The following is a 22,415-nucleotide window of genomic DNA, read 5'->3' on the forward strand; positions in this document are numbered from 1 at the left end:
CCCGCAAGGACGATCGCCGCCAGCCTGGGCGAGCCCCAAAAAAGACCAAAGAGGAATTAGTCGTGCTTGAAACCTACCGTAAACACGTCGAAGAACGTGCCGCCGAGGGCGTGGTTGCCAAACCTCTGAACGCAGAGCAAGTTGCCGCACTGGTTGAACTGTTCAAGGCCCCCCCCGCCGGCGAAGAAGATTTTCTGAAAGAGCTGTTGTCCTCCCGCGTCCCGCCCGGCGTCGATGAGGCCGCCTACGTCAAGGCAGGCTTCCTGACCGCGGTCGCCAAGGGTGAAACCCTGTCGCCTATCCTGAGCGCCGCCCAAGCGGTCGAGCTGCTCGGTACCATGCAGGGTGGCTACAACATCCAGCCGCTGATCGACCTGCTCGACCACGCCGAACTGGCCCCTCTTGCTGCCAAGGGCCTCTCCCACACCCTGCTGATGTTTGACTCCTTCCACGATGTGCAGGAGAAAGCCGAGGCCGGTAACGCCTTCGCCAAACAGGTATTGCAATCCTGGGCCGATGCCGACTGGTTCCTGAACCGTCCGGAACTGGCCGAGAAGATCACCGTCACCGTGTTCAAGGTGACCGGTGAGACCAACACCGATGACCTGTCCCCCGCACCGGATGCCTGGTCCCGTCCCGACATCCCGCTCCATGCCCTGGCCATGCTGAAGAACGCCCGCCCAGGCATCACCCCGGACAATGACGGCACCATAGGTCCCATCAAGACCATTGATACGTTAAAAGAGCAGGGCTTCCCGCTGGCTTATGTCGGCGATGTGGTCGGTACCGGCTCTTCCCGTAAATCCGCGACCAACTCCGTGCTCTGGTTCATGGGTGACGACATTCCGTTCGTGCCGAACAAGCGCGCTGGCGGCGTTTGCCTCGGCGGCAAAATCGCCCCGATCTTCTTCAATACCATGGAAGATGCCGGTGCGCTGCCCATCGAAGTGGATGTGGCCAAGCTGAACATGGGCGATGTGATCGACATCTTCCCCTATGAGGGCAAGATCAAGCTCCATGGCACCGAGCAGGTGTTGGCCGAGTTTGAGCTCAAGACCGATGTGCTGATCGATGAAGTGCGTGCCGGTGGCCGTATTCCGCTGATCATCGGCCGTGGCCTGACCGACAAGGCCCGCGAAGTGCTGGGTCTGCCGTTCTCCACCGTGTTCCGTCGCCCGCAAGCGGTCGCCGATACCGGCAAGGGCTACACCCTGGCCCAGAAGATGGTCGGCAAGGCGTGCGGCGTGCAGGGCATTCGTCCCGGCACTTACTGCGAGCCCAAGATGACCACGGTCGGCTCCCAGGACACCACGGGCCCCATGACCCGCGATGAGCTCAAGGATTTGGCCTGCCTCGGCTTCTCCGCCGATCTGACCATGCAGTCCTTCTGCCACACCGCGGCTTACCCCAAGCCTATCGACGTGCAGACCCACCACACCCTGCCGGACTTCATCATGAACCGCGGCGGTGTAAGCTTGCGTCCGGGTGATGGCGTCATCCACTCCTGGTTGAACCGCATGTTGCTGCCCGATACCGTGGGTACCGGTGGTGACTCCCACACCCGTTTCCCCATCGGCATCTCCTTCCCGGCGGGTTCTGGCCTGGTGGCCTTCGCCGCCGCCACCGGCGTCATGCCCCTGGACATGCCGGAATCGATTCTGGTGCGCTTCAAGGGCGAGCTGCAACCTGGCATCACCCTGCGTGACCTGGTCCATGCCATCCCCTACGCCGCCATCCAGAAAGGGCTGCTGACCGTCGAGAAAGCGGGCAAGAAGAACGCCTTCTCCGGCCGCATCCTCGAGATTGAAGGTCTGCCGACCCTGAAAGTCGAACAAGCCTTCGAGCTGGCCGATGCCAGTGCCGAGCGCAGTGCCGCCGGTTGCACCATCAAGCTGGATCAGGCCCCCATCGCCGAGTACCTGAAGTCCAACATCGTCATGCTGAAATGGATGCTCTCCGAAGGCTATGGCGACGTGCGCACCATCACCCGTCGTATCAAAGGGATGGAAGAGTGGCTGGCCAACCCCGTGCTGATGGAAGCGGACAAGGATGCCGAATACGCCGAAATCATCGAGATCGATCTGGCCACCATCAAGGAACCTATCCTCTGCGCACCGAACGATCCGGACGATGCCCGCCTGCTGAGCGACGTGGCGGGTGACAAGATCGACGAGGTGTTCATCGGCTCTTGCATGACCAACATCGGCCACTTCCGCGCCGCCGGCAAGCTGCTGGACAAGTATCAGGGCTCCTTGCCGACCCGGATGTGGATAGCGCCGCCCACCAAGATGGACCGCGATCAGCTGACCGAAGAGGGCTACTACGGCATCTTCGGCCGGGTCGGTGCCCGCATCGAGATACCCGGCTGCTCCCTGTGCATGGGTAACCAGGCGCGGGTCGCGGAAGGGGCCTCGGTGGTCTCCACCTCCACCCGCAACTTCCCGAACCGTCTGGGCAAGGGGGCCAATGTCTATCTGGCGTCTGCCGAGCTGGCCGCCGTTGCAGCCATCCTGGGCAAGATCCCCTCCGTGGCCGAGTACCTTGAGTACGCCAAGACCCTGGATGCCACTGCGGCTGATACCTACCGTTACCTCAACTTCAACGAAATCGCCTCCTATACCCAGAAGGCCGATGCGGTGATTTTGCAGCAAGCGGTATAAGGATTGGCGCCGACTGGCGCAGGCAGTCTGAAGAACAGCCCCGGTCCATGCCGGGGCTTTTTCATGGCGCTGGCTGAGGAGATTGCGGATCCTGCGCTCTGCCGTGGGCGATCCAAACGGGGAGCATCACGGCTGTCACTCCTTGTCGGCTCATCCCTATGACCTCTCGCCGCATTTCTCGTTTTATTGAGCAAAAACTGATCTGGTTCGTGAGCGCAATGGATCGGCCGCTGTATCATGCCTCGCTTTTTGGCTACGACTCTGTGCTTCATGCCGGCAAGGTGCCGACGTCATGGGGTTGGTCGTTCTATCCGCCTCATTTCTGGATGATCAGACGATGTCTCTATTGGGATTAGATGCCACGCGCCCCTGTTGGCGACTGCTATGTGCCTTGCTGGTGTTCGCATGCCCGGCCTCGGTGGGACTGTGGGAGCTGCACAACAACTACCTGCACACCCTGGACAAGCAATCCGAGTTGGCTTCCACCAAGGCCGTGCGCCTGATAGAGGCCATGCTGCATCATGCCGAAGGGGTCAACAGAAACATCTTCCCGCTGATCAGCCACCCCTGCAAAACGTCGCTGCTGACCCTGCGCAAGGAGGTGACCTTGACCCCTTTCGTTCGCAGTGCCAGCCTCATCAACCACTATGGGGTCTACTGCAATTCGCTGTTCGGGGATGTGCACTGGGAGGACGATGTCGGCCGCTATAGTGGGGGCTTCCTGCGGCTGCTGTCGGGCAACCCGGTCAGGGCCAATCACCCCATGCTGGTGGTGCGCACCGAGTCGCAGGATGGGGCCGTGCTCAGCACCATCGACAGCGAATACCTGAAGCTGATGCTGGCCCTGAGTGCCCCTGTCTCGGGGAAAGCGCAGCTGCATGTGGGCAATGCCTGGCTGGACGAACAGGGCCATCTGGTGGAGGGCTATCACAGATTGCCGACCCTGGCGGTGCACAAGGCCAAGTCCGAACACTACCCGCTCTCCGTCTATGCCGGTTTCGAACTGCCCTCCACCTGGGAGGCGCTGTGGCGTGTCAGGCATCTGACCATCTTGATGTTGCTGGGCTTCTCCCTGACCATCTCACTGCTGGTGTGGTGGCTGCTGGGACGGCCGGGCACCATGGAAGGGGAGCTGAAGCGGGCGCTGCGGGCCAGGGAGTTTGTGCCCTACCTGCAACCGCTGATAGCCAGCCGAAGCGGCAAGCTGATGGGGGCCGAGGTGCTGATGCGCTGGCAGCACCCCACCTCCGGCCTGATCCGACCAGACTTGTTCATTCCCCAGGCGGAAGCGTGCGGCGTCATAGTGCCCATGACTCAGCTGTTGATGCGGGATGTGGCCCAGCAGCTGGGTCAGCGGCAGGAGAGGCTGCCGGACGGCTTTCATGTTGGCATCAACATCAGTGCCGTCCACTGCCGGGACTTCTCCTTGCTGACGGACTGCCGCGCCTTCCTTGGGCACTTCGTACCGGGTCAGGTGGTGTTGGTACTGGAGCTCACCGAGCGTGAGCTGCTGGTGGCGGACGCGCACACCCTCGCGCTGTTCAAGCAGCTGGATGAGATGGGGGTCAAGCTGGCCATCGATGATTTCGGTACCGGCCACTCCAGCCTGGCTTACCTGCAGCAGTTTCATGTGGACTATCTCAAGATCGACAGATCCTTTATCGGCCGGATCGGCACCGAGTCGCTGTCCGAACACATCGTTGACAACGTCATCGATCTGGCGACCCGGCTCGGCCTGGCGTTGGTGGCGGAAGGGGTCGAGACCGAGATGCAGGCCGACTATCTGCGCGGCAAGGGGGTGGATTACCTGCAGGGCTATCTGTTCGGTCATCCTGCGTCGCTGCGGTCTTTCTGTGATGCGTTATCAAAAGCAGAGGTGGGGGATAAGCAGACGCTTGTCAGGGTGGCCTGAGTCCCGGCCCTGCTGCGGATTTTGCGCAGTCATCGCCCCGAGTGTCAGGCTCTCGCCCGCCGGATCTCAGCACCCTCTAGGGGAGAATGTTTTTTGTACGGTTAGGTCAAGGTTCAGTTACAGCTGTTAGAATATTGGCCTCTTTAGTGGCTGGATCCGTTATGCCTTATAGTCCCACGTTCGATACGACTCGCCCCCGCTTGCGCCTGCTGATCACCTTGCTGATGTTCTCACTGCCCATGCTGCTTGGCAGTTTGGCGCTGCATAGCCGTTATCAGACCGAACTGCTGCAGCAGTCCAATGCCGCGGCAGCCCGGACCATGATGCTGATGGAGACCATGTTGGACCATGCAAAGGAGGCCAATCGCAAGGTCTTGCCACTACTGGGCAAGCCCTGTGAGGCGGTCCTGGATACCTTGCGGGAGCAGGTTGCCCTGGTGCCCTTCGTCCGCTCGGTCAATCTGGCGCGCCAGGGCAAGATCTACTGCACCTCTTTCTTCGGTGCGTTCAAGATGCCTTATGGGGTCGAACAGTATAGCCAAGGCAGTCTGTTGCTCGGCAATACCAGCCCGGCACGCAGGGATCACCCTTTCCTGGCGATGCGGGCCAAGCAGGGCGATGCTGCCGTCGTCACCCTGGTCGATGGCGATTACTTGAGCTTCATCCTGCATCTCAGTGATCCCTCCCTCGAGATCATGTTGAATGTGGGCGGGCGCTGGCTCGACGAGCAGGGTCATTTCTTTGACAAGACGCCGCTCTGGACAGGCCTGGCCCAGGTTAGCCTGAGCTCCGAGACCTACCCCCTCACTATTCGCGCTGGGCACAATCTCTCCTCCAGCTGGCTGAGTCTGCTGCAGTACCGCAGTTTCGGGTTGATATTGCTGTTCAGCTTCTGCGTCGCTTTTGCCTTCATCATGTGGTGGTTGCTGGGCCGGCCGCGCTCGCCGACCAACGAGCTTGCCCGCGCCTTGCAGGCCAGAGAGTTTGTCCCCTTCCTGCAGCCTTTGGTGGCCAGTGATAGCGAGCGGGTCATAGGTGCCGAAGTCTTGATGCGCTGGCAACACCCCACCGCTGGGCTGATCCGCCCGGATCTCTTTATTCCTCAAGCAGAGGCCAGTGGCCTGATCGTGCCCATGACCCATCTCATCATGACGGAGGTGGGAGCGGTGATGGCGGCCAGGCAGGCCTGTTTGCCGGATGACTTCCACATCAGCTTCAACATCAGTGCGGCCCATTGCCGGGACGACAGTCTGCTGGAGGAGTGCAGTGACTTCCTCGCCCGCTTCGCGCCGGGCAAGGTCGTCTTGGTACTCGAGCTGACCGAACGGGAGCTGCTGGTGGCGGATCCCCACACCCTTGAGCTGTTCAGGCAGCTCGATGCGCTGGGAGTGCAGCTGGCGATGGATGATTTTGGCACCGGCCACTCCAGCCTGGTCTACCTGCAGCAATTCCATATAGATTTCCTCAAGATCGATCAATCCTTCATCGGCCGGATCGGCACCGAGTCGCTCTCCGAACACATAGTCGACAATGTGATCGACTTGGGCAGCCGACTCGGTCTGGCCCTGGTGGCAGAAGGGGTCGAGACTCGGCAGCAGGCCGACTACCTCAAGGGCAAGGTAGCCTGCTTGCAGGGTTATCTGTTTGGCCGCCCCGTGCCTGTCCGGCAGTTTTGCGATGAGCAGTTGGCGGATATGCCCGAGGGGGAGAGTGATGCCCGGCTGAGGCTCCTTGAATCGACCTGACGCGGGTCTGCCATCTGAACCGAGCTGCCTCTTGCACATTGTTACTGGATTCAAGAGAGCATGATGTGACGCTGTATCCGGCGGTTTGCTGGTCGATGTGGCCCTGTAGCTGGCCCTGGCTGCGTCATGGCGATCACTGCTCTGGGTGGCGCCATTGTTATCCACCCTCGACTGTAGGGGCTTGTTTTTCATGCCTTGGCGCTCGCTTTTCGGTAGAATCCAGGCTCATTTTGAAGTCAGATGAGGCGCGGTATGACGGTCAGGTTCCAGGCATTTCATAGCATCAAGGCGATCGCGGATCGGGAGGTGCTGTTCAACTGGTCCAGAACCAACCCCCTCGGCGCCCTGGATCAGGTCTGGCGTCCCGGCAGTCATGAGGAGCTGCAGCGTCTGCTGCGCGAACAGCCTGGCCGCAAGATCCGGTTGCTTGGCTCCGGCCTCTCCTTCGAACCCATTCACAGCGTCTATGCCGAAGGCAGCCAGGCGCTGCTGGTGGATCTCTGCAAGCTGACCGGCCAGCTCGGGGTGACGGCAGACAGCGTGACTTACCACGCGGCGACGCCGCTCGATACCATCTATGGCGAGCTCATCGCCATGGATCGCATGCTGCCAGCCTCCCCCGGGGTGATCGGCATTCAGACTCTGGGCGGTGCACTCAGCACAGGCACCCATGGTCAGGGGCTGCACCAATCAACCCTGGGGGATGCCGTACTGGCGCTGCGCATCATGCTGGCCGATGGGGAGATCCGCGACATTGACCGCGCGCATCCCCAGTTCGGTGCCTTCGTGATGGGACTGGGACTGCTCGGTATTTTGCTGGCAGTCACCCTCAGGACGGTGCCGAACCGCATCATGCGTTGCACCAAGTTCACCACCGACTACCCCTTCCTGCTGGCCCATAACGAGCGGCTCAATCGCGAACATGGCTTCGTGAAGAGCTGGTGGTTCGCCTGGACGGGGGAGAGCCACATCTGGCTGGTGGATCCCGCCAGCGATGAGGAGGTAGCCCGCTACCGGGCAGGGGGCAGCGAGCCGCTGCTGCTGGAGGGGGACATAGACGCCCGCATGAACGCCACCATAGACGCCACCTTGCAGAAGATGGCCAAGGACACCAAGGATGAGGCCCTGGCGGGGGAACATTTCGAGACGGTGCGCCGCTTCAAGGATGCCTCTGACTTAGTGGGCAACGTCTATCAGATCCTCTGCAAGGGGATACCTGCGCCGCAGATCAACTGTGAGGTAGCGGTGCCCTTGCACCGCATGAACGAGGCGCTAGAGATCTTGCAGGCGTGGCAGGAGGCGAACCCCGGCGTGCTGCACTACCCCTTCATCCTGCGCTGCACCGGACCTTCCGAGGCCTGGCTCAGCGGCGCCTATCAGCAGGACGTCTGCTGGATAGGCTTCCTGGTCTACCTGGCGGCGGATGGTACCTTCGTCAATGGCTCCATGGAGCAGATGCGCGAGCTGCAACAGCTGCTGGTGCCGCTCGGTGGCATTCCGCATTTTGGCAAGCACCTGGCGATGGATCTCTACGACTTCCCGACCCTGTTGCCACGCTGGCACGACTTCATGGCGCTCAAGGCCGAGCTGGATCCCCAGAGCCGCTTCGAAAACCGTTGGCTGGGCCAGCTGTTTGCCCCGGCCGCCCCGATGGCAGGAGAGAGCCATGACTGACAACCAGGATACCCGCATTCCCGTGACCCTGCTGACCGGCTTTCTCGGCAGCGGCAAGACCACCTTGCTCAACCACTGGGTCAAGCAGCCTGAACTTGGCGAGTGCGCCGTGCTCATCAACGAGTTCGGTTCCATCGGGCTGGATCATCATCTGGTGCAGCAGATAGACGAGCAGGTGGTACTGCTCGATTCGGGCTGCATCTGCTGCTCGGTGCAGGGCTCGTTGGTGGAGGCGCTGCAGGGGCTGTTTATGAAGGCCATCCAGAAGAAGATCAAACCCTTCAAGCGACTCATCATCGAGACCACGGGTCTGGCGGATCCCGCTCCCGTGCTGTTCACCCTGCGGGAAGAGGGCTTCATCGCCCAGCGCTACCGCTTCGATGGCACTGTGACTGTGGTGGATGCCGGCCACATCGAGCAGCAGCTGGCGAGCCAGTACGAGGCGGTCAAGCAGGTGGCGCTGGCGGACTTGTTGGTGATCAGCAAGGGCGATCTGGTGGATGTGGAGACGCTGGTGCGGGTGGAAACCCAGCTGGTGGCGCTCAACCCGGCGGCCCCCATCGAACATGTCACTCAGGGGGTGCTCTCCCCGACCGTGCTGGAGACCCTGGGCGCTTACAACGAAGGGGCGGGGCGGGATGTGCGCCGTCTGCTCGCCTGGCTGCGCACCGAGGCGCCCAGGCAGGGGCTGGCTTCCCCAATGCAGCAGATAATGCAACCCAAGATGCAGCCGCTCGCCGCCAAGGTGGGCACGGCCGCGCCGACCCATTTCGAACATGGCAACATAGAGAGCTTCTCCCTGCGGATCGGTGAGCCCCTCAAACCGGCCCGGTTATTGGCCGCCATCGAAGCGGTGCAGCTCACCCACGGGGATGCCCTGCTGCGGCTCAAGGGCATACTGCAACTGGAAGGGGAGAGTCAGCCCGTGGTGATCCACGGTGTGCACGGCCAGCTCTATCCGCTGCAGACGCTGCTCGACTGGCCGGAAGGGCGGGCCCAGTCCCGGCTGGTCTTCATCGTCAAGCGCGCAGAGCGCGCCGGGATAGAGGCGCTGTTTCTGGCGACCCTCAAGGCCCAGGAGCCAGATCTGGCGGCCCAGCTCAGGGCCATGCTGGGTGCCCCCGACGCCTGAGTGGTGCTGTGTGGGTCGGCCAATCCGACCCATGTCATGAGCGTCATTTGGATTGATTAGCCCGATGCTGCGCTTGCGGCACCCGGGTCTGTGCCATGATGCACCGGACGCCGGCTCTGCGCCGAGGCGGGGCTTGTGCAAGTGGGTGAGATCCTGCGAGACTGGCTGGGGCTGCCCAAACAGCAAGGGCTGTTCTATCAGCCTGTCAGCACGCCGCCTTGTCGCGGTTGTTGCTCTGACAAGACCGGATCGGATGTGGGACCTGTTCCCTGGCGCTAACCCCTGACGGAGATCTCAATGACGCAGCCACACCCGGAACTCTCGGCGGCCCAGCTCAAGTGGTTGCCCTGGCTGACTGCGGTCGGCTTCTTCATGCAGACCCTGGATGGCACCATCCTCAACACCGCGCTGCCGAGCATGGCCGCGACCTTGGGCGAGAGCCCGTTGCAGATGCAGTCGGTGGTCATCGCCTACATGTTGACGGTGGCGCTCTTGATCCCGGCTTCCGGCTGGCTGGCGGACAGATTTGGCACCCGCCGTGTCTATCTGTGGGCCATTGCCCTGTTCAGTTTAGGGTCGCTGGCCTGCGCCATGTCCAACACTCTCGCCATGCTGGTGGCCGCCCGGGTCTTGCAAGGGGTGGGCGGTGCCCTGTTGATGCCGGTGGGGCGTCTCGCCGTGCTGCGTGCCTTCAGCAAGCGAGAGCTGCTCAAGGTGATGTCGTTCGTGACCATCCCAGGCCTGGTCGGCCCATTGATAGGGCCCGCACTGGGGGGCTGGCTGGTGGAGGTCGCGAGTTGGCACTGGGTCTTCCTCATCAATTTGCCGGTGGGGTTGCTCGGCTTTATCGCCAGCTGGCACTACATGCCGGAGATGCGGCGCGAGACCCCCAGATTCGACTGGCGTGGTTTCGTGATGTTCAGTGCCGGCATGGTGCTGGTCTCGGTGGGTCTGCAGGGGCTGGGGGAGCACAGCCTCTCCACCGGCTGGTCTCTGTTGCTGCTTATCACCGGTCTGGCGGCCATGGCGAGCTACTGGCTCTATGCCGCCAATGCCGAGCGGCCCCTGTTCAGCCTGGCGCTGTTTCAGACCAAGACCTTTGCCATCGGCGTCTGGGGCAACCTCTTTGCCCGGCTCGGCAGTGGCGCCATGCCCTTCCTCACTCCCCTGTTTCTCCAGCTGGGCCTGGGCTTTTCACCGAGCGCGGCCGGTATGACCATGATCCCGACGGTCATCGGCGCCATGTTGACCAAGACCCTGGTCAACAAGTTGATCCCGCGCATCGGTTATCGCCGTATTCTGGTGGGCAATACCCTGCTGCTGGGCGCCCTGATCGCCAGCTTCTCCCTCATCGACAATGACTTGCCCTACTGGGCACTGCTCATCTGGCTGGGGGTATTCGGCGCCGTCAACTCCTTGCAGTTCTCCGCCATGAATACTCTCACGCTGCAAGATCTGAGTGCCGAGCACGCCAGCAGCGGCAACGGCCTGCTCTCCGTGGTGATGCAGCTCTCCATGAGCCTGGGGGTCGCCATCGCCGCCAGCCTGCTGGGTCTGTTTGCGGCGGCGCACAGTGAACAGTGGTTGCATGGTTTTCACCTCACCTACCTCTGCATCGGTTTGATGTCGATGCTGGCGGCGATGATCTTCGCTCAGCTCAGGGATGAGCGGGAGGGAAAACGTTCCGACGCGGCCTGAGCGGGCTGACAGAAAGAGTCGAACGGAGCAGGGTGATACTTGCGAGTGGAGAACGACAAGGGCGGCCCGGGGCCGCCCTTGTTATTTTCAGGGATCAGACCCGGAACTGATCGACCGCCTGGTGCAACAGACTGGCTTGCTCGGCCACATTCTGGCTGGCGCGGCTGTTCTGCTCGGCCTGCTCCATGGCCTCGTTGGCGATGTCGCGGATCACCACGGCGTTGCGGTTGATCTCGCTCGCCACCGAGCTCTGCTCCTCGACTGCCGTGGCGATTTGGGTGCTCATGTCCATCATCTGATCCATCTGGCGGGTGATGTTGGCAAGCTGCTGGCTCGCCTCGGCGGCGGCTTCGACGCTGCGCTCTCCCTGGCTGCGGCACTCGCCAATCAGGCTGACCACGCTCTGGGTGCGGGCCTGCAGCCCGCTGACGATGGTGGCTATCTCGCTGGTGCTCTGCTGGGTACGCATGGCCAGATTGCGTACCTCGTCGGCGACCACGGCGAAACCGCGGCCCTGCTCCCCGGCCCGAGCGGCCTCGATGGCGGCGTTGAGGGCCAGCAAGTTGGTCTGCTCGGCGATGGCACGGATCACCGCCAGCACATTGCCCACCTGCTGACTCTCTTCGGCCAGCTCCTGCACCACCTGGCTGGAGGCCTCCAGCTTGGCAGAGAGGGAGTGAATGACCGCCATGGTGGTCTCCACGCTATCCCGGCCCTGCTGAGCGCTCAGGTTGGTAGTGCGGGCGCTGTCGGCGGCACTCTCAGTGTTGTTGGCGATCTCTTGCACCGTGCTCTCCATCTCGGTGGCGGCGGTGGCGACCAGATCGCTCTCCTGCAACTGCTGCTGGGTCCCTTCCCGGGCGGCGTTGGCGTTGCGCTGCAGCTGGGCGGTGAGCTGCTCGAGATCCGTGACCGAGGCGATCACCTGGCCGATGACCTTGTTGAAATGCTCAAGCATGGTGTCGAAGTCGCGCCCCATGGCGCCGAATTCATCTTTGGAGGTGATGCGGGCGCGCAGGGTGAGATCGCTGCTGGCCGTCACCCGACGCATGGTGTCGGCCAGCCGTTGCAGGCCCGCCATGACATCACGACCAATGAGCAGATTGAGGCCCAGGGCCACGAATATGCCGAGGCTGCAGAGCAAGCCCATGATCCAGAGGATGCGATCATGGGTGGCCTCGGCCTCCCGGGAGAGTGCCTGAGTCAGCCGCATGCCCGCCTGGCGCATCTGCTCGGCGCTGAGGTTGAGTTCGGCGCGCAGCCCCTCCTTGGCACTCAGACCCAGGCGCTGCTCCTGGCTCACCAGGGCGAGGAAGTTCTGGCGGTATTGCTCGAGCAGGGCGGCGAGGGCAGGTTCGCCAGCGAGGGCTGCGCTCAGGGGGGCCAGGTCTTGCTCAAACTTGTCTCTATAGCGCAGCTCACGGCGCAGCATGAAGTCTTTCTCATCCCGGCGCAGTTGCAGCATCAGCAGGCTCTCCTGCTGCTGATCCCGGCGCTTCAGCTCTTGCTCCAGGGCGTGGATGGCACCGCGCAGGGCACCGTAATAGCCGCTTTCCGGGGTGAAACCTATCTTCTCCTGCTGGGCACGCAGGGCCTCGAACTGGCGGGCATAATCCTGAAGCTGAGTGGCAAACTTGAGGATGTCGGCCTGCTGGGGGCCCTGATGGTCTCTGGCCATGTCGGCGAGCAGGCGGCTGGCTTCATCCCGCAGTGCGCCGAAGGCGGTGGCTGCCACGGGGTCTTTGTGTAGCAGAAACTCCTTCTCCTTCAGATTCAGGGCGAGGAGATCGGCCTCTACCTGCTTGGTCAGCAGCATCTCGGCGCTGCTGCGCGACTCCTGGGCGGAGAAGTAGAACACGACCCCCATGACGATGGCCTGGATCCCGGCCACCAGGATGGCGGATAACAAGAGTTTTTGCTTGACGCTCACGGCGACCTCACGAGCAAATGGTGTGCAAGGGGTATCGGCTCGCGAAGGTATATCTTGAAGGCAGCTTTAGCCTTTTATGTCGGGCTGAGCGGCGCAGGGGTCGATGGATTTTGCCACGCCATTGTCATGCAGATAAATCACCTGATTGGTCAATCGAGCCAGCAGGATGGGCAGCGTCTCGCTATCCAGCTCCAGGGTCACGTCGGGCAGGCCCGGGGTCCAGGTGAATGCAGAATGGGTCAACAGGGCGGGGTCAACCAGCAGGGGGATATCGGGACGGGGCAGGAAGGGGCAGAGGGCACCGGGCAGGCAACCTGTCTCTTGCTGCATCTCGGCCGGGTCGCAGATGGAGGGGCTGGCGCCGAGGTGAGCACGCACGGTCCTGGCATCGAGGCGCCCCTCCCTGTGGGTCAGCAAGAGGGCGAAGCGGCCATCCTTGAAGCGCAGAAACAGTGTCTTGCTGAACACCCCAAGCCAGCCGAGACGCGCCTTGACCCGTTCGTCCGTGGCGTAATCGAGTATGGGTTCATGGTTGTATTGGCGATGGGGCAGCGCGTTCAGCAGTTGCAGGTTGAAGGCGTGGATCTGTTGCAGGCGGTCGAGATCGGCCCTGGCAGTCGCGAGGGTGGTGCTGTGGTCTTGGGGCATGATGGGCTCCTGTGTGGCCCCCATAGTGCCCTCTCTCCCCTCGACTGACCAATCAGTACTGCTTATCAGAGATTACCCCCTCAGCGCATGGGTTAGCTGGCGGACGAGAGGCTGGCCCACCAGCGCGCCGAGGATCAGGCCAGGGCGTGAGCGGGTATCCAGGCAAAGGGAATGGGGGTGAGTCGCTGGGAGGCTTTGTCGTAGGCTGCCCAGTGCTCGGCCAGCGGCTGGCCCGTCTCGGGATGGGGCAACGCGGGGGCCAACTCGGCCAGGGGCCAGAGCACGAAGGCGTTCGTCAGGATCTCGCCGCGGGGCAGGGCGACGGGCTCCTGGCAGACGAGATCCCCATAGAGCAGCAGGTCGAGATCCAGGGTGCGGGGGGCAAACTTCTTGGCATCGGGTTCACGACCGTGGGCAAACTCCATGGCCCTCAGCTGGCGGCAGAGCTCGGCCAGTGGCAGCGCCGTCTCGGCACCGACCACCAGGTTGTAGAAGGGGCGACCGGCAAAACCGACCGCCTCGCTCTCAAACACCCGGGAGACCTCAAGGGGGCCACACAGTTCGTGCAGGGCATCGAGTCCGGCACGGATATGGTGATCTCTCTCTATGTTCGACCCCAGACTGATGTAGATGCGTGTCATCGGATCTGCTCCCGTTGCATCTGGATGCTGATGCTAACGCGGGTCATCACTGTTCGCTCGCGGTCGGGGTGCGATGGCGCAGAATCTCGACCCCCACTCCGGCGGCGTTGGGCACGGCCCCCGGCTTGGTCAGCGTCACCTTGACCCACTGCACCCGAAAGTCAGTCAGTATGAGGTGGGCGACCTGCTCGGCCATGGTTTCCACCAGTTCCACCACCTTGCTGCTGGCGTACTCCGACACTTTCTGGGAGAGGGTGGCGTAATCGAGCGCCAGCGTGATGTCGTCGCCTGCGGCGGCGGGGCGGTTGTCAAAGCCCATCTCGAGGTCAAAACGGAGCTTCTGGCGAATGCCTTTTTCCCACTCGTATACCCCTATGGTACTCAAAACCTCGAGTCCACGAATAAACACCTTGTCCATGACAGTACTTCTTCTTTACTCTTGATGGGCTGTGAAACAGCGCAGGGATGCTGGCCTGAGATCACGCGCCATTGACGAACGGCCCGGGTTACCCGGACCGGAGAATGTGGCCCGCATCATACCCCATTCATATCGTGGTAAAAACGACCAAGATGACGGCCCTGACGATTTTGATGATTATTCTGGCCTATCTGGGCGGATCCCTGTCCAGTGCCGTGCTGGTGTCTCGCACCAGCGGCCTGCCGGATCCGCGAGACCATGGGTCCCACAATCCGGGGGCGACCAATGTGCTGCGCCTCGGGGGACGGGGAGCCGCCCTGCTGGTACTGCTGCTCGACATGCTCAAGGGCATGGCTCCCGTCTATCTCTCCTGGTTTCTTGGTATCAAGCCCATCTATCTGGGCTTTATCGGCGTGGCAGCCTGCCTGGGTCACATGTACCCGCTCTTCTTCCACTTTCGCGGTGGCAAGGGGGTCGCCACCGCCCTTGGCACCATGCTGCCCATCGGGCTCGACATGGGGGCCATGGTGGTCGTGAGCTGGCTGCTGGTGGCCCTGCTCAGTGGTTACTCCTCACTGGCGTCCATCGTGACCGTGCTGCTGGCGCCCCTGTTTGCCTACCTGCTCAAACCCGAATATACGCTGCCGGTGTCACTGCTATCCTGCCTTATCCTGATCCGCCACCACGAAAATATTGCCCGCCTGCTCAAGGGGGAAGAGCCCAGACTGTGGGGCAAAAGGGGGCCGGATCGGGGTTGAGCCGGATGAGAAATGCACAAAAGTCTGCTTGTTGTGCAAAAAAGAGACGAACGAAACAAAAAGTAAAATTTCCCGTTGACCCCCAAGGGCAAAATCCGTTTAATAGCGGCCACGCCCAGATAGCTCAGTCGGTAGAGCAGGGGATTGAAAATCCCCGTGTCGGCGGTTCGATTCCGTCTCTGGGCACCATATTTGGTGCCATGAAGTAAAAATTTGGTTCATGCACAGCAGTTTGAGTGTGCCGGCTTAGCTCAGTAGGCAGAGCAACTGACTTGTAATCAGTAGGTCACCAGTTCGATTCCGGTAGCCGGCACCATTTATAGATTGCCCAGATAGCTCAGTCGGTAGAGCAGGGGATTGAAAATCCCCGTGTCGGCGGTTCGATTCCGTCTCTGGGCACCAAGTTAAAATGATGAGATAGCAATATCTGGTCTCAAAAGTACAATTCCTCCTTAGTTCAGTCGGTAGAACGGCGGACTGTTAATCCGTATGTCGCTGGTTCAAGTCCAGCAGGAGGAGCCAACACAAAAGCCCAGCAGCAATGCTGGGCTTTTTCTTTATGCAATTTTCCCCATTTCTCTCGCCATTCAAGCGGATGGCTGCGCTCATCGAGATGGCCAGCAGACAATATGGTTGCAAGTGGGCCACGCTGTTTCGCCCTACGGCAGAGGCTGTCGTCTGGTTGTGTTGGCGGGGCCACAAATCTGCGTGTGCGCAGGAAAAAAGGGGCTATATTGGGCTGCGCCGCCCTGCGGGGCGGCTCTCCCAGCCTTTATAGAGAGCGCATCATGAACCGTGAATTTACCGCCCAGTTTATCAAAATGCTCACCAACCTCGACCAGCTGCTGGTCAAGGCGGCGGCCCATGCCGAGATGAAGAAGTACGACGTGAATAACTTCTTCGGTGATCGGCTCATCGTCGATATGTTGCCACTGAGCAAGCAGGTACTGATCTGCTGCGAATCGGCCAAGGCCTGCGTGGCGACTGCCAGCCACAACGACAATCCGAGTTTCACGGACGAACCGGCCACCATGGCGGATCTTCGTGGTCGTATCCAGGGGACCATCGACTTCCTCAAGGGCCACCTGGATGCTGACTACAGTGCGTTCGAGAGCGGCAAGTACTTTCCTTACTGGGCCAATGGCAAGTGGATGGATGGCAAGACCTGTTTCTACGAGTACGCGCTGCCGAACTTCTATTTCCACCTGACCATGACCTATGCCCTGCTGCGCCGGGCCGGGGTCGAGCTGGGTAAAGGGGATTATCTGGGCGCGCTGGCATTCCATCAGCCGGAATAAGACAAACGGGATGCAAGACCGACGGGCCTGCCAATGTGGCAGGCCCGTTTTTATTGGTCGGTCTCCAGGCTGGGAAGCTGCGCGACTCAGCCCCTGAGGGGCAGATAGACATGTTGATAGGCCAGAGATGCGGCGGAGTAGAGCAGCAGGGCGGCCATGATGAGGTTGAAGTACCTGAACCAGCGTGGGTCTTGAATGTGGCGGCCAACGCGATCCCCCAGCAGTGAATAGCTGCCCGGTGCGCCCGCCGCCAGCAAGCCAAGCAGCAGGGACCAGGGCAGCAGGCTCCAGCCGTGGATCTGCGCCGCCGGGAACTGGATGCTGGTGATGGGCAGGGTCGCTATCATGGCCTTGGGATTGAGCAGCTGGATCACAAATCCGTTGCCCATGCCGAGCGGGCGGGCCGAGGATGCTTGCCCGTTGACCTCGCCCTTGTCGAGGGCAATCTTGATGGCGAGATAGGTGATGTAGAGGCAGCCCACCAGACTGACATAAATCAGGGTATCCGCTCCGACCAACCGGGCCCCCAGCCATCCAAACAGAAGCAGTAGCAGGCACATCGCCATGCCGACCCCGATGAAGAAACCGAGAGAGGCACGGGCCCGGCCGCCCAGGCCGGCATTGAGGCCAATCAGGTTGACGGGGCCAGGGGTATACATAATGCCAATGGCATAGGCGAGGATCTCAATCATGAAACTGTCCTTGGACTCAGCGGTTCAGGTTGGCGCTGTATTGGGTCGGGGTCATGCCGTAGATGCGCTTGAAGCGGCGGTTGAGGTGGCTCAGATCGGTGAAACCGTAGCGATGCACCAGATCCTGCGCCGACTCTCCTCTCTCCAGAGCGCGGCGCGCCGCATTGATGCGGCAGTTGATCACATATTGATGGGGTGTGATGCCGAGCTGCTGGCGAAACAGACGCAGGAAGTGGTACTTGGAGATATTGGCCGCCGCGCTGATGTCGGCCAGGGAGATATCCTGCTGGAAGTGGCCATGGATGAAGTCCCTCCCCTGTAACAGGAGCCTGTCGATGCGGCTCACCCTGGTATCCGGTTCGAAGCGGCCCGCCTGCTGCATCACCCGGGCGGCGAGTCGATAGAGGGCAAACTCCTGCTCTATGCTGGCGGCCTGGCTGTTCACCGCCTGAGCCAGCTCGAGTATGCAGTCGCTCAGCCCGCTGTCGCGCACCAGGGGTTGCTGTAGCCGGTACTGCCCGGTGTGCTCCCCCGCCGCGTTGGCAAACAGCGGCGTGAGTTCGTGGGGAGGAATATAGAGCATGGTGTAGTCGAGGCTGGCGTTGTCTCCCGCATGGCCATCATGGACATCCCCTGGATTGAACTGGATGACGCTGCCCGCCGGACTGGAGTGGAAGCTGCCATGGCAGAAGAAGTTCTGCCGTCCGGCCAGGGTGACGCCGAAGGAGTACTCCTCGTGGGCATGACGGTCGTAGCGAAACGCCGTCATGTTGACCCGCAGCGCAGTCAGGCTCGCCAAGTGCTGGCTCTGTGCGAATATGAACTGATTATCCTGCGCCATCTCTCCCTCTCTTGACCGCGATGTCATGCCCTAATCTACCGGCAAGAGGGGGTTAGCCGCTTGGACAATCTTGCTGTTTGTGGTCGATGTGGCCCTGTTAGGGGAAGCAAATCACTGAGATGTAGTTTGTCGGGTCATGCTCAAGTTAGGTGTCAATGAGTTTAGGCAAACACTCGGGTTGAAATTTTCATATAATGACGGGGACAGCTTAATAGGAGGTGGGACAGGGTGTTGAAGTTTAACTATGGTGAGATTAATGAGTTATATAAGAGCCTTAACATTAATACCAACTCGGGGGATGTTGAGCGTCTTGCCACTCGGGAACTATATCATGCCGGAGTCAAACCGGTTATAGAACCGGGGTTCATATATTTCAAAGAGGATGGTGTGGTTTCACTGGCAATAAATAATGACCCTCGTATCATTGGTGATTTGATAGATTCCATGCCCATAGGTCTCTTGGAACATTACTGTCCTATCGTGACCTTTCATTATTATTGCATGACACCGACGACCTTACTGAAGCTGAGACAAGAAGATTTCGATAGTATTTTCTTCAATACAGTGCCAGAGAAAATGAAAGAGCTGACCACAGTATTGTCATTTATGTTGATATTTTTGCTGGATATCCATGTCGAGCGTCGCAGTGATTCTAGCTATCACACCATAAAGTCCATGCTATATAGATACCTGTATCGCCAAAGTGTTGGCGGCCATGAAAATGAAGGTATTGCCAACTTCATTTTACGCAGAACTAATTTTTCCCGTAGTTATGTTTTTCGTGTACTAGCTGACTTGAAGGATGGCGATTATATCACGGTGAAACGAGGTAGGTTAATATCAATTAATCGTAAACTGCCAAATGATTATTGATGTGCATGGTTGGTTTGATATTAATAAAGGATTTATTAAATCCCTTAAAGGGGGATAATACAAGGCTCGATACGTCGGTATCGAGCCTTGTTAGTTTAAATGTTAATCTTCTTTGTTTATTTTTGGTGGTGTCCAGGTACCATCCAGGATGGACTGTTCCCCCCAATAGGCTCTGATGTAGAGGGAGAAGTTACCCTCTGGGGCTGGTAGCCAGTTATTCAATTTTTCTTTTCCAGGGGTTTGGTGCCCCACATATATCGTCAGTGAGCCATCGTCATTGAGTTTCAGATCCTTGTTCTTGGTGCCCAGCGAGTAGCGATTGAGCTCATTGGGGCTGAACAGGTGACGGTCGTTGTACAATGTCAGTGACCAGAAGCCTTTTACTGGCGGTAGCTTTCCTTTGGCAAAGGTGATGGTGTAATTATGTTTGCCATCGAGTTGCACATCGGCGACATCATTATCGGTATAGAAGTATTGGGTCTCATCCGGCTTGTTATCAAACATATTTGATTTGGATGTACCCGTGCGGTTGTAATAATCCACTCCAAACTGGGCATTGTTTTTTGAACGGTTCCAGTTATTCCCGGCTGGAACACCGTTATGCTTCCATTTGAAGAAATCGGCAATAATAGTTTGGTTGGTTTGCTCGGCAGATTCATTCATCCACTGGCGAACCTGGGGGTTATTTTTTCCCGTTGCAATCAGGTGGCGGAACTGTGCATACATGGCTTCTTCGCCAGGCAGAGGGGAAACTTTATTCAGCACGTTGTCGAGTTGATCAAAGAATTTTTCCGGCACAACCCACTTAACCTCACCAGCGTTGGGATCTGGCTTCTCGCCAATGCTGGGGATCTTCGAGTAATCGAATGATTTCATTTTTCCATCAAACTGGCTGAGCGGATAGGACATGATTTGGCGGATGGGCGCCTGAATGGCAAGGCGATCTTCGGGGGTATCATCCATCTGAACGCGTGGGATCATATTGGCCATTTCTGTCGAAGAGTGGATCACGCCCTCGATGCCTTTTGGGGTCTCACCTTTCCAGTTGGGCCCAACCAGCAGATAAAAACCAGGCTTGGTGCCGTAGGGTTTGCCGACATTACCCACTTGATCGGTACGGGCATCGTAAATGGCATACACCCAGAAACGGCTGCCAAAATCAGGTACTTGAATGACAACAGGCTCTTCATCCAGGGCATAGAAGCCCAGGCCATAGGCCACATCCTGGTTAGGGCAGGTGACGAAGGTCTCTGCGGGCTGGATGTAGTCTGTGAGCATGCTGAGCTGGCTCATCGGCGCCACTGGCACTATGCCACCATTCAGGGCTGGGTAGGGGGCCTGAGTGATGGTCGCACGGCGGTTGAACTGGTTCACCATGGGGTAGCCCCAGATGTAAGCCTGCTGCGCAATGGCCTTCACATAATGCTCGGACATGATCACCCCAGCAGCGGGTTGAGCGAGTTGCTCAATACTGGTGGCGTGCGGGATGGTGAGTGGTACAGATTGGGCCAAGGCGCCGGTACTGATGGCCATGGCCGTGAGCAAGGCAAGATGCTTGAGTTTCATATTATTCTCTCTCGATAAGAAGATGTATCCCTCAAGCCGGAGGCGGCTGAATGAAGGGGCATTGATATCGTTTATTTGCTGACTTGTACCAGATCGTCCGGGATCCAGGTCTGGTCATAGAAGCCATCACCAGTGCCATAGAGCCGCAAGGCAACGAGGAAATTACGGCCCGCAATAGTTTTAATAAAGGCGTTGTCTGCAACCCCGTCCGGCTTGGATGGTCCGAACCAGAGGTCGATAGAGCCATCTTTGTTCTTCGGAATATCATAATAGCCATTGGTGGAGGGTAATAACTGATCTGTCTCCGGCATGGTGCCGTCGGTGATGTTGTACGCTGTTACCGCCCAGAATAAGTCAGCGGGTGGGTTAGCCGGCAGGTGCAACTTATAGCTGTTGCCACCCTCAAGGAACTTGCCATCTTTGTCATGGCTCGTATAGGGATATTTTGATCCGGCGCCAGTGGTGTGCATTACCATGGCGGACGCGCTCGAATAAGCTATCTGGAAGAAGGCCGCGCGTTGGTTCTTGTCCAGGGTGCCAAATTGCATCCACTCGGCGGTGGCGCCTGCCCAGGAGTTTTCCCACTGGCGATCTTTGTAATAGAGCTGGCGCTGGTCATCACGACCCATCTGGCGGCGAGCCAGGATCATGCGGGGGGCCGTTTCCACCGCTTTTTTCAGCAGGGCTTGCTGAGCTTCCGTCGGATTGAAGGGTTTGCCCTTGACGATGCCAATGCTCAGCAAGGCACTGCGGGTCTCTGCCGGGATGGCGGTCAGGGGTTCGTATTCAACGAACTCTTTCAGTTTCATCCAGTAGTCATTGTCGACGGGATACATCATGGTCACGCGTTTGCCGCTGGCATCGGGAAACTTCATGGGCTTCACATCTTTTTCCACATCCCACAGCGGGTAAATACGTGTTGTTTCAGCATTTTTCACTGCTGGAGCGGGATCTGGCTTGCCGTCGCCCTTGGCCATTATGGTACGGAAAAACAAGAAAACGTTGTTGGTCGAGGATTTGAAGGCGTAGTAACCCTGGGGGATGGGGCCCTCATAATCTGGCGGCAACAGCAGGTAAAGGCCGCCACGAGCACGGTCAGGGCCAATGGCACCCACATCAGTGATGGTTTGCTGGAAGAAGTCGGTGAACATGCCTATGACGTTGGCGGGTGCCTTGACCACCAAAGGACCCGTTTTTTTCAAGTCGAGATAACTCATGGAGTAGATCACGTCGCCATTTGGCGTGGGGACAACGGCACGGCTGTCCATGCGTTGCTTCCAAATGGGCAGCACGTTGTAACCACTGCCAAAGGCTGCCTCCGAACCATCGCGCAGACCAATGGTGTTCATCAGCGGCAAGGTTGCGATATAAGTCTGGATTGCATCCTGATAGTACAACTCGTCGCTGAGGCTGTGCGCCTCTTGTTGGGACAACCAGTTGCCACTGTTGAGCTGTTTCATCAAGGGTGACATGGGGGCATCTGCTGCCATAGCAGCGGTGCTGGCAAGGCAAGAGATCAACACTGTACTGGCCAACAACCGGATCCTGAATCCGTTCTTTTTCATAGAAAACTCCGTTAAAATATAAGTTGCTGAAAAATATATATTTTTTAAGGTGTTGCTACAAGCATTCTCGTCACTGAATAGAGTAGTAGTAATTGCCAGCAATGGTGGCAAAGGCAGAGATATCAGATAATCATGTCACTCATGCTGCACGAAATTAATCAAGGCTCTACTTGATTGATATTCACTATGATCTTACCTGACCAGATTAAATCCGAAAGTCCAGCTCGGGACTTTTGCTGATTTAATTGTTTGTGGAGCTTGAGATCGAGCAGGCGGTACCACAGTAAATTTCGCTATTCAAGGAAGCGCATGATAGCCGTGCAGTGCGAGTATATAAGGCTGTCAGGTGGCTGATGAACAAGCC

Annotated in this window: 16 protein-coding genes, 4 tRNA genes and 1 pseudogene; 13 read left to right on the plus strand and 8 right to left on the minus strand. The window is 59.1% G+C overall.

Annotated elements, in window-relative coordinates; all coding sequences use genetic code 11:
• Positions 1-62 precede the first annotated feature (62 nt).
• From acnB to mdtD, 6 genes are all read left to right on the plus strand, one after another.
• Positions 63-2,660, plus strand: a complete 2,598-nt coding sequence (gene acnB, locus KYK33_RS02650; RefSeq protein WP_224431941.1) for a bifunctional aconitate hydratase 2/2-methylisocitrate dehydratase — start codon at positions 63-65, stop codon at positions 2,658-2,660.
• A 337-nt stretch (positions 2,661-2,997) separates the two neighbouring features.
• On the plus strand, positions 2,998-4,572 hold the full coding sequence (locus tag KYK33_RS02655; RefSeq protein ID WP_224431942.1) for an EAL domain-containing protein: 1,575 nt from the start codon (positions 2,998-3,000) through the stop codon (positions 4,570-4,572).
• Positions 4,573-4,733: 161 nt separating this feature from the next.
• On the plus strand, positions 4,734-6,317 hold the full coding sequence (locus tag KYK33_RS02660; RefSeq protein ID WP_224431943.1) for an EAL domain-containing protein: 1,584 nt from the start codon (positions 4,734-4,736) through the stop codon (positions 6,315-6,317).
• A 252-nt stretch (positions 6,318-6,569) separates the two neighbouring features.
• Positions 6,570-7,991: a D-arabinono-1,4-lactone oxidase gene (locus tag KYK33_RS02665; protein ID WP_224431944.1), complete on the plus strand. Its 1,422-nt coding sequence runs from the start codon at positions 6,570-6,572 to the stop codon at positions 7,989-7,991.
• On the plus strand, positions 7,984-9,123 hold the full coding sequence (locus KYK33_RS02670; protein WP_224431945.1) for a CobW family GTP-binding protein: 1,140 nt from the start codon (positions 7,984-7,986) through the stop codon (positions 9,121-9,123). Before KYK33_RS02665 ends, KYK33_RS02670 begins: the two co-directional genes overlap by 8 nt.
• A 297-nt stretch (positions 9,124-9,420) precedes the next feature.
• Positions 9,421-10,821, plus strand: a complete 1,401-nt coding sequence (gene mdtD / locus KYK33_RS02675; protein ID WP_224431946.1) for a multidrug transporter subunit MdtD — start codon at positions 9,421-9,423, stop codon at positions 10,819-10,821.
• Positions 10,822-10,915: 94 nt separating this feature from the next.
• On the opposite strand, the gene KYK33_RS02680 is transcribed toward mdtD, so the two are convergent.
• From KYK33_RS02680 to folB, 4 genes are all read right to left on the minus strand, one after another.
• Complete coding sequence (locus tag KYK33_RS02680) at positions 10,916-12,751, minus strand: methyl-accepting chemotaxis protein (protein WP_224431947.1); 1,836 nt, start codon at positions 12,749-12,751, stop codon at positions 10,916-10,918.
• Positions 12,752-12,817: 66 nt separating this feature from the next.
• The gene (locus tag KYK33_RS02685) at positions 12,818-13,399 is read right to left on the minus strand and encodes a YbaK/EbsC family protein (protein ID WP_224431948.1); all 582 of its coding nucleotides are present in this window, start codon (positions 13,397-13,399) and stop codon (positions 12,818-12,820) included.
• Between the two features lie 134 nt (positions 13,400-13,533).
• Positions 13,534-14,040 (minus strand): 2-amino-4-hydroxy-6-hydroxymethyldihydropteridine diphosphokinase, encoded by a 507-nt coding sequence (gene folK, locus KYK33_RS02690; protein ID WP_224431949.1) that lies wholly within the window; start codon positions 14,038-14,040, stop codon positions 13,534-13,536.
• Between the two features lie 46 nt (positions 14,041-14,086).
• Positions 14,087-14,458: a dihydroneopterin aldolase gene (gene folB / locus KYK33_RS02695; RefSeq protein WP_042041768.1), complete on the minus strand. Its 372-nt coding sequence runs from the start codon at positions 14,456-14,458 to the stop codon at positions 14,087-14,089.
• Positions 14,459-14,610: 152 nt separating this feature from the next.
• Between folB and plsY the strand changes: the two are divergent.
• The 6 genes and pseudogenes from plsY to KYK33_RS02725 all read left to right on the plus strand — a co-directional run bounded on the left by plsY (position 14,611) and on the right by KYK33_RS02725 (position 16,514).
• Positions 14,611-15,282, plus strand: a pseudogene (plsY, locus tag KYK33_RS02700) (glycerol-3-phosphate 1-O-acyltransferase PlsY).
• A gap of 47 nt (positions 15,283-15,329) precedes the next feature.
• Positions 15,330-15,405 (plus strand) — tRNA-Phe (locus tag KYK33_RS02705).
• A 51-nt stretch (positions 15,406-15,456) separates the two neighbouring features.
• Positions 15,457-15,532 (plus strand) — tRNA-Thr (locus KYK33_RS02710).
• A gap of 10 nt (positions 15,533-15,542) precedes the next feature.
• A tRNA-Phe gene (locus KYK33_RS02715) sits at positions 15,543-15,618 on the plus strand.
• A 44-nt stretch (positions 15,619-15,662) separates the two neighbouring features.
• Positions 15,663-15,738 (plus strand) — tRNA-Asn (locus tag KYK33_RS02720).
• Between the two features lie 266 nt (positions 15,739-16,004).
• A complete protein-coding gene (locus KYK33_RS02725; protein WP_042041757.1) occupies positions 16,005-16,514 on the plus strand; it encodes a DUF1993 domain-containing protein in 510 nt (169 codons plus the stop codon).
• An 86-nt stretch (positions 16,515-16,600) separates the two neighbouring features.
• Here KYK33_RS02725 and KYK33_RS02730 read toward each other — a convergent pair whose 3' ends face one another.
• Together KYK33_RS02730 and KYK33_RS02735 are read right to left on the minus strand one after the other, a co-directional pair.
• Positions 16,601-17,206 (minus strand): LysE family translocator, encoded by a 606-nt coding sequence (locus KYK33_RS02730; protein ID WP_224431950.1) that lies wholly within the window; start codon positions 17,204-17,206, stop codon positions 16,601-16,603.
• A 16-nt stretch (positions 17,207-17,222) separates the two neighbouring features.
• Positions 17,223-18,047, minus strand: a complete 825-nt coding sequence (locus tag KYK33_RS02735) for an AraC family transcriptional regulator (RefSeq protein ID WP_224431951.1) — start codon at positions 18,045-18,047, stop codon at positions 17,223-17,225.
• 228 nt (positions 18,048-18,275) lie between these two features.
• Between KYK33_RS02735 and KYK33_RS02740 the strand changes: the two genes are divergently transcribed.
• Positions 18,276-18,920, plus strand: a complete 645-nt coding sequence (locus KYK33_RS02740; protein ID WP_224431952.1) for a helix-turn-helix domain-containing protein — start codon at positions 18,276-18,278, stop codon at positions 18,918-18,920.
• Positions 18,921-19,022: 102 nt separating this feature from the next.
• Here the strand turns inward: KYK33_RS02740 and KYK33_RS02745 are convergent, their stop codons facing one another.
• Both KYK33_RS02745 and KYK33_RS02750 read right to left on the minus strand, forming a co-directional pair.
• On the minus strand, positions 19,023-20,486 hold the full coding sequence (locus tag KYK33_RS02745) for a DUF1254 domain-containing protein (protein WP_224431953.1): 1,464 nt from the start codon (positions 20,484-20,486) through the stop codon (positions 19,023-19,025).
• 71 nt (positions 20,487-20,557) lie between these two features.
• Complete coding sequence (locus tag KYK33_RS02750; RefSeq protein ID WP_224431954.1) at positions 20,558-22,051, minus strand: DUF1254 domain-containing protein; 1,494 nt, start codon at positions 22,049-22,051, stop codon at positions 20,558-20,560.
• Positions 22,052-22,415 lie beyond the last annotated feature (364 nt).

The organism is Aeromonas rivuli (assembly GCF_020149575.1).
Taxonomy (GTDB): domain Bacteria; phylum Pseudomonadota; class Gammaproteobacteria; order Enterobacterales; family Aeromonadaceae; genus Aeromonas; species Aeromonas rivuli.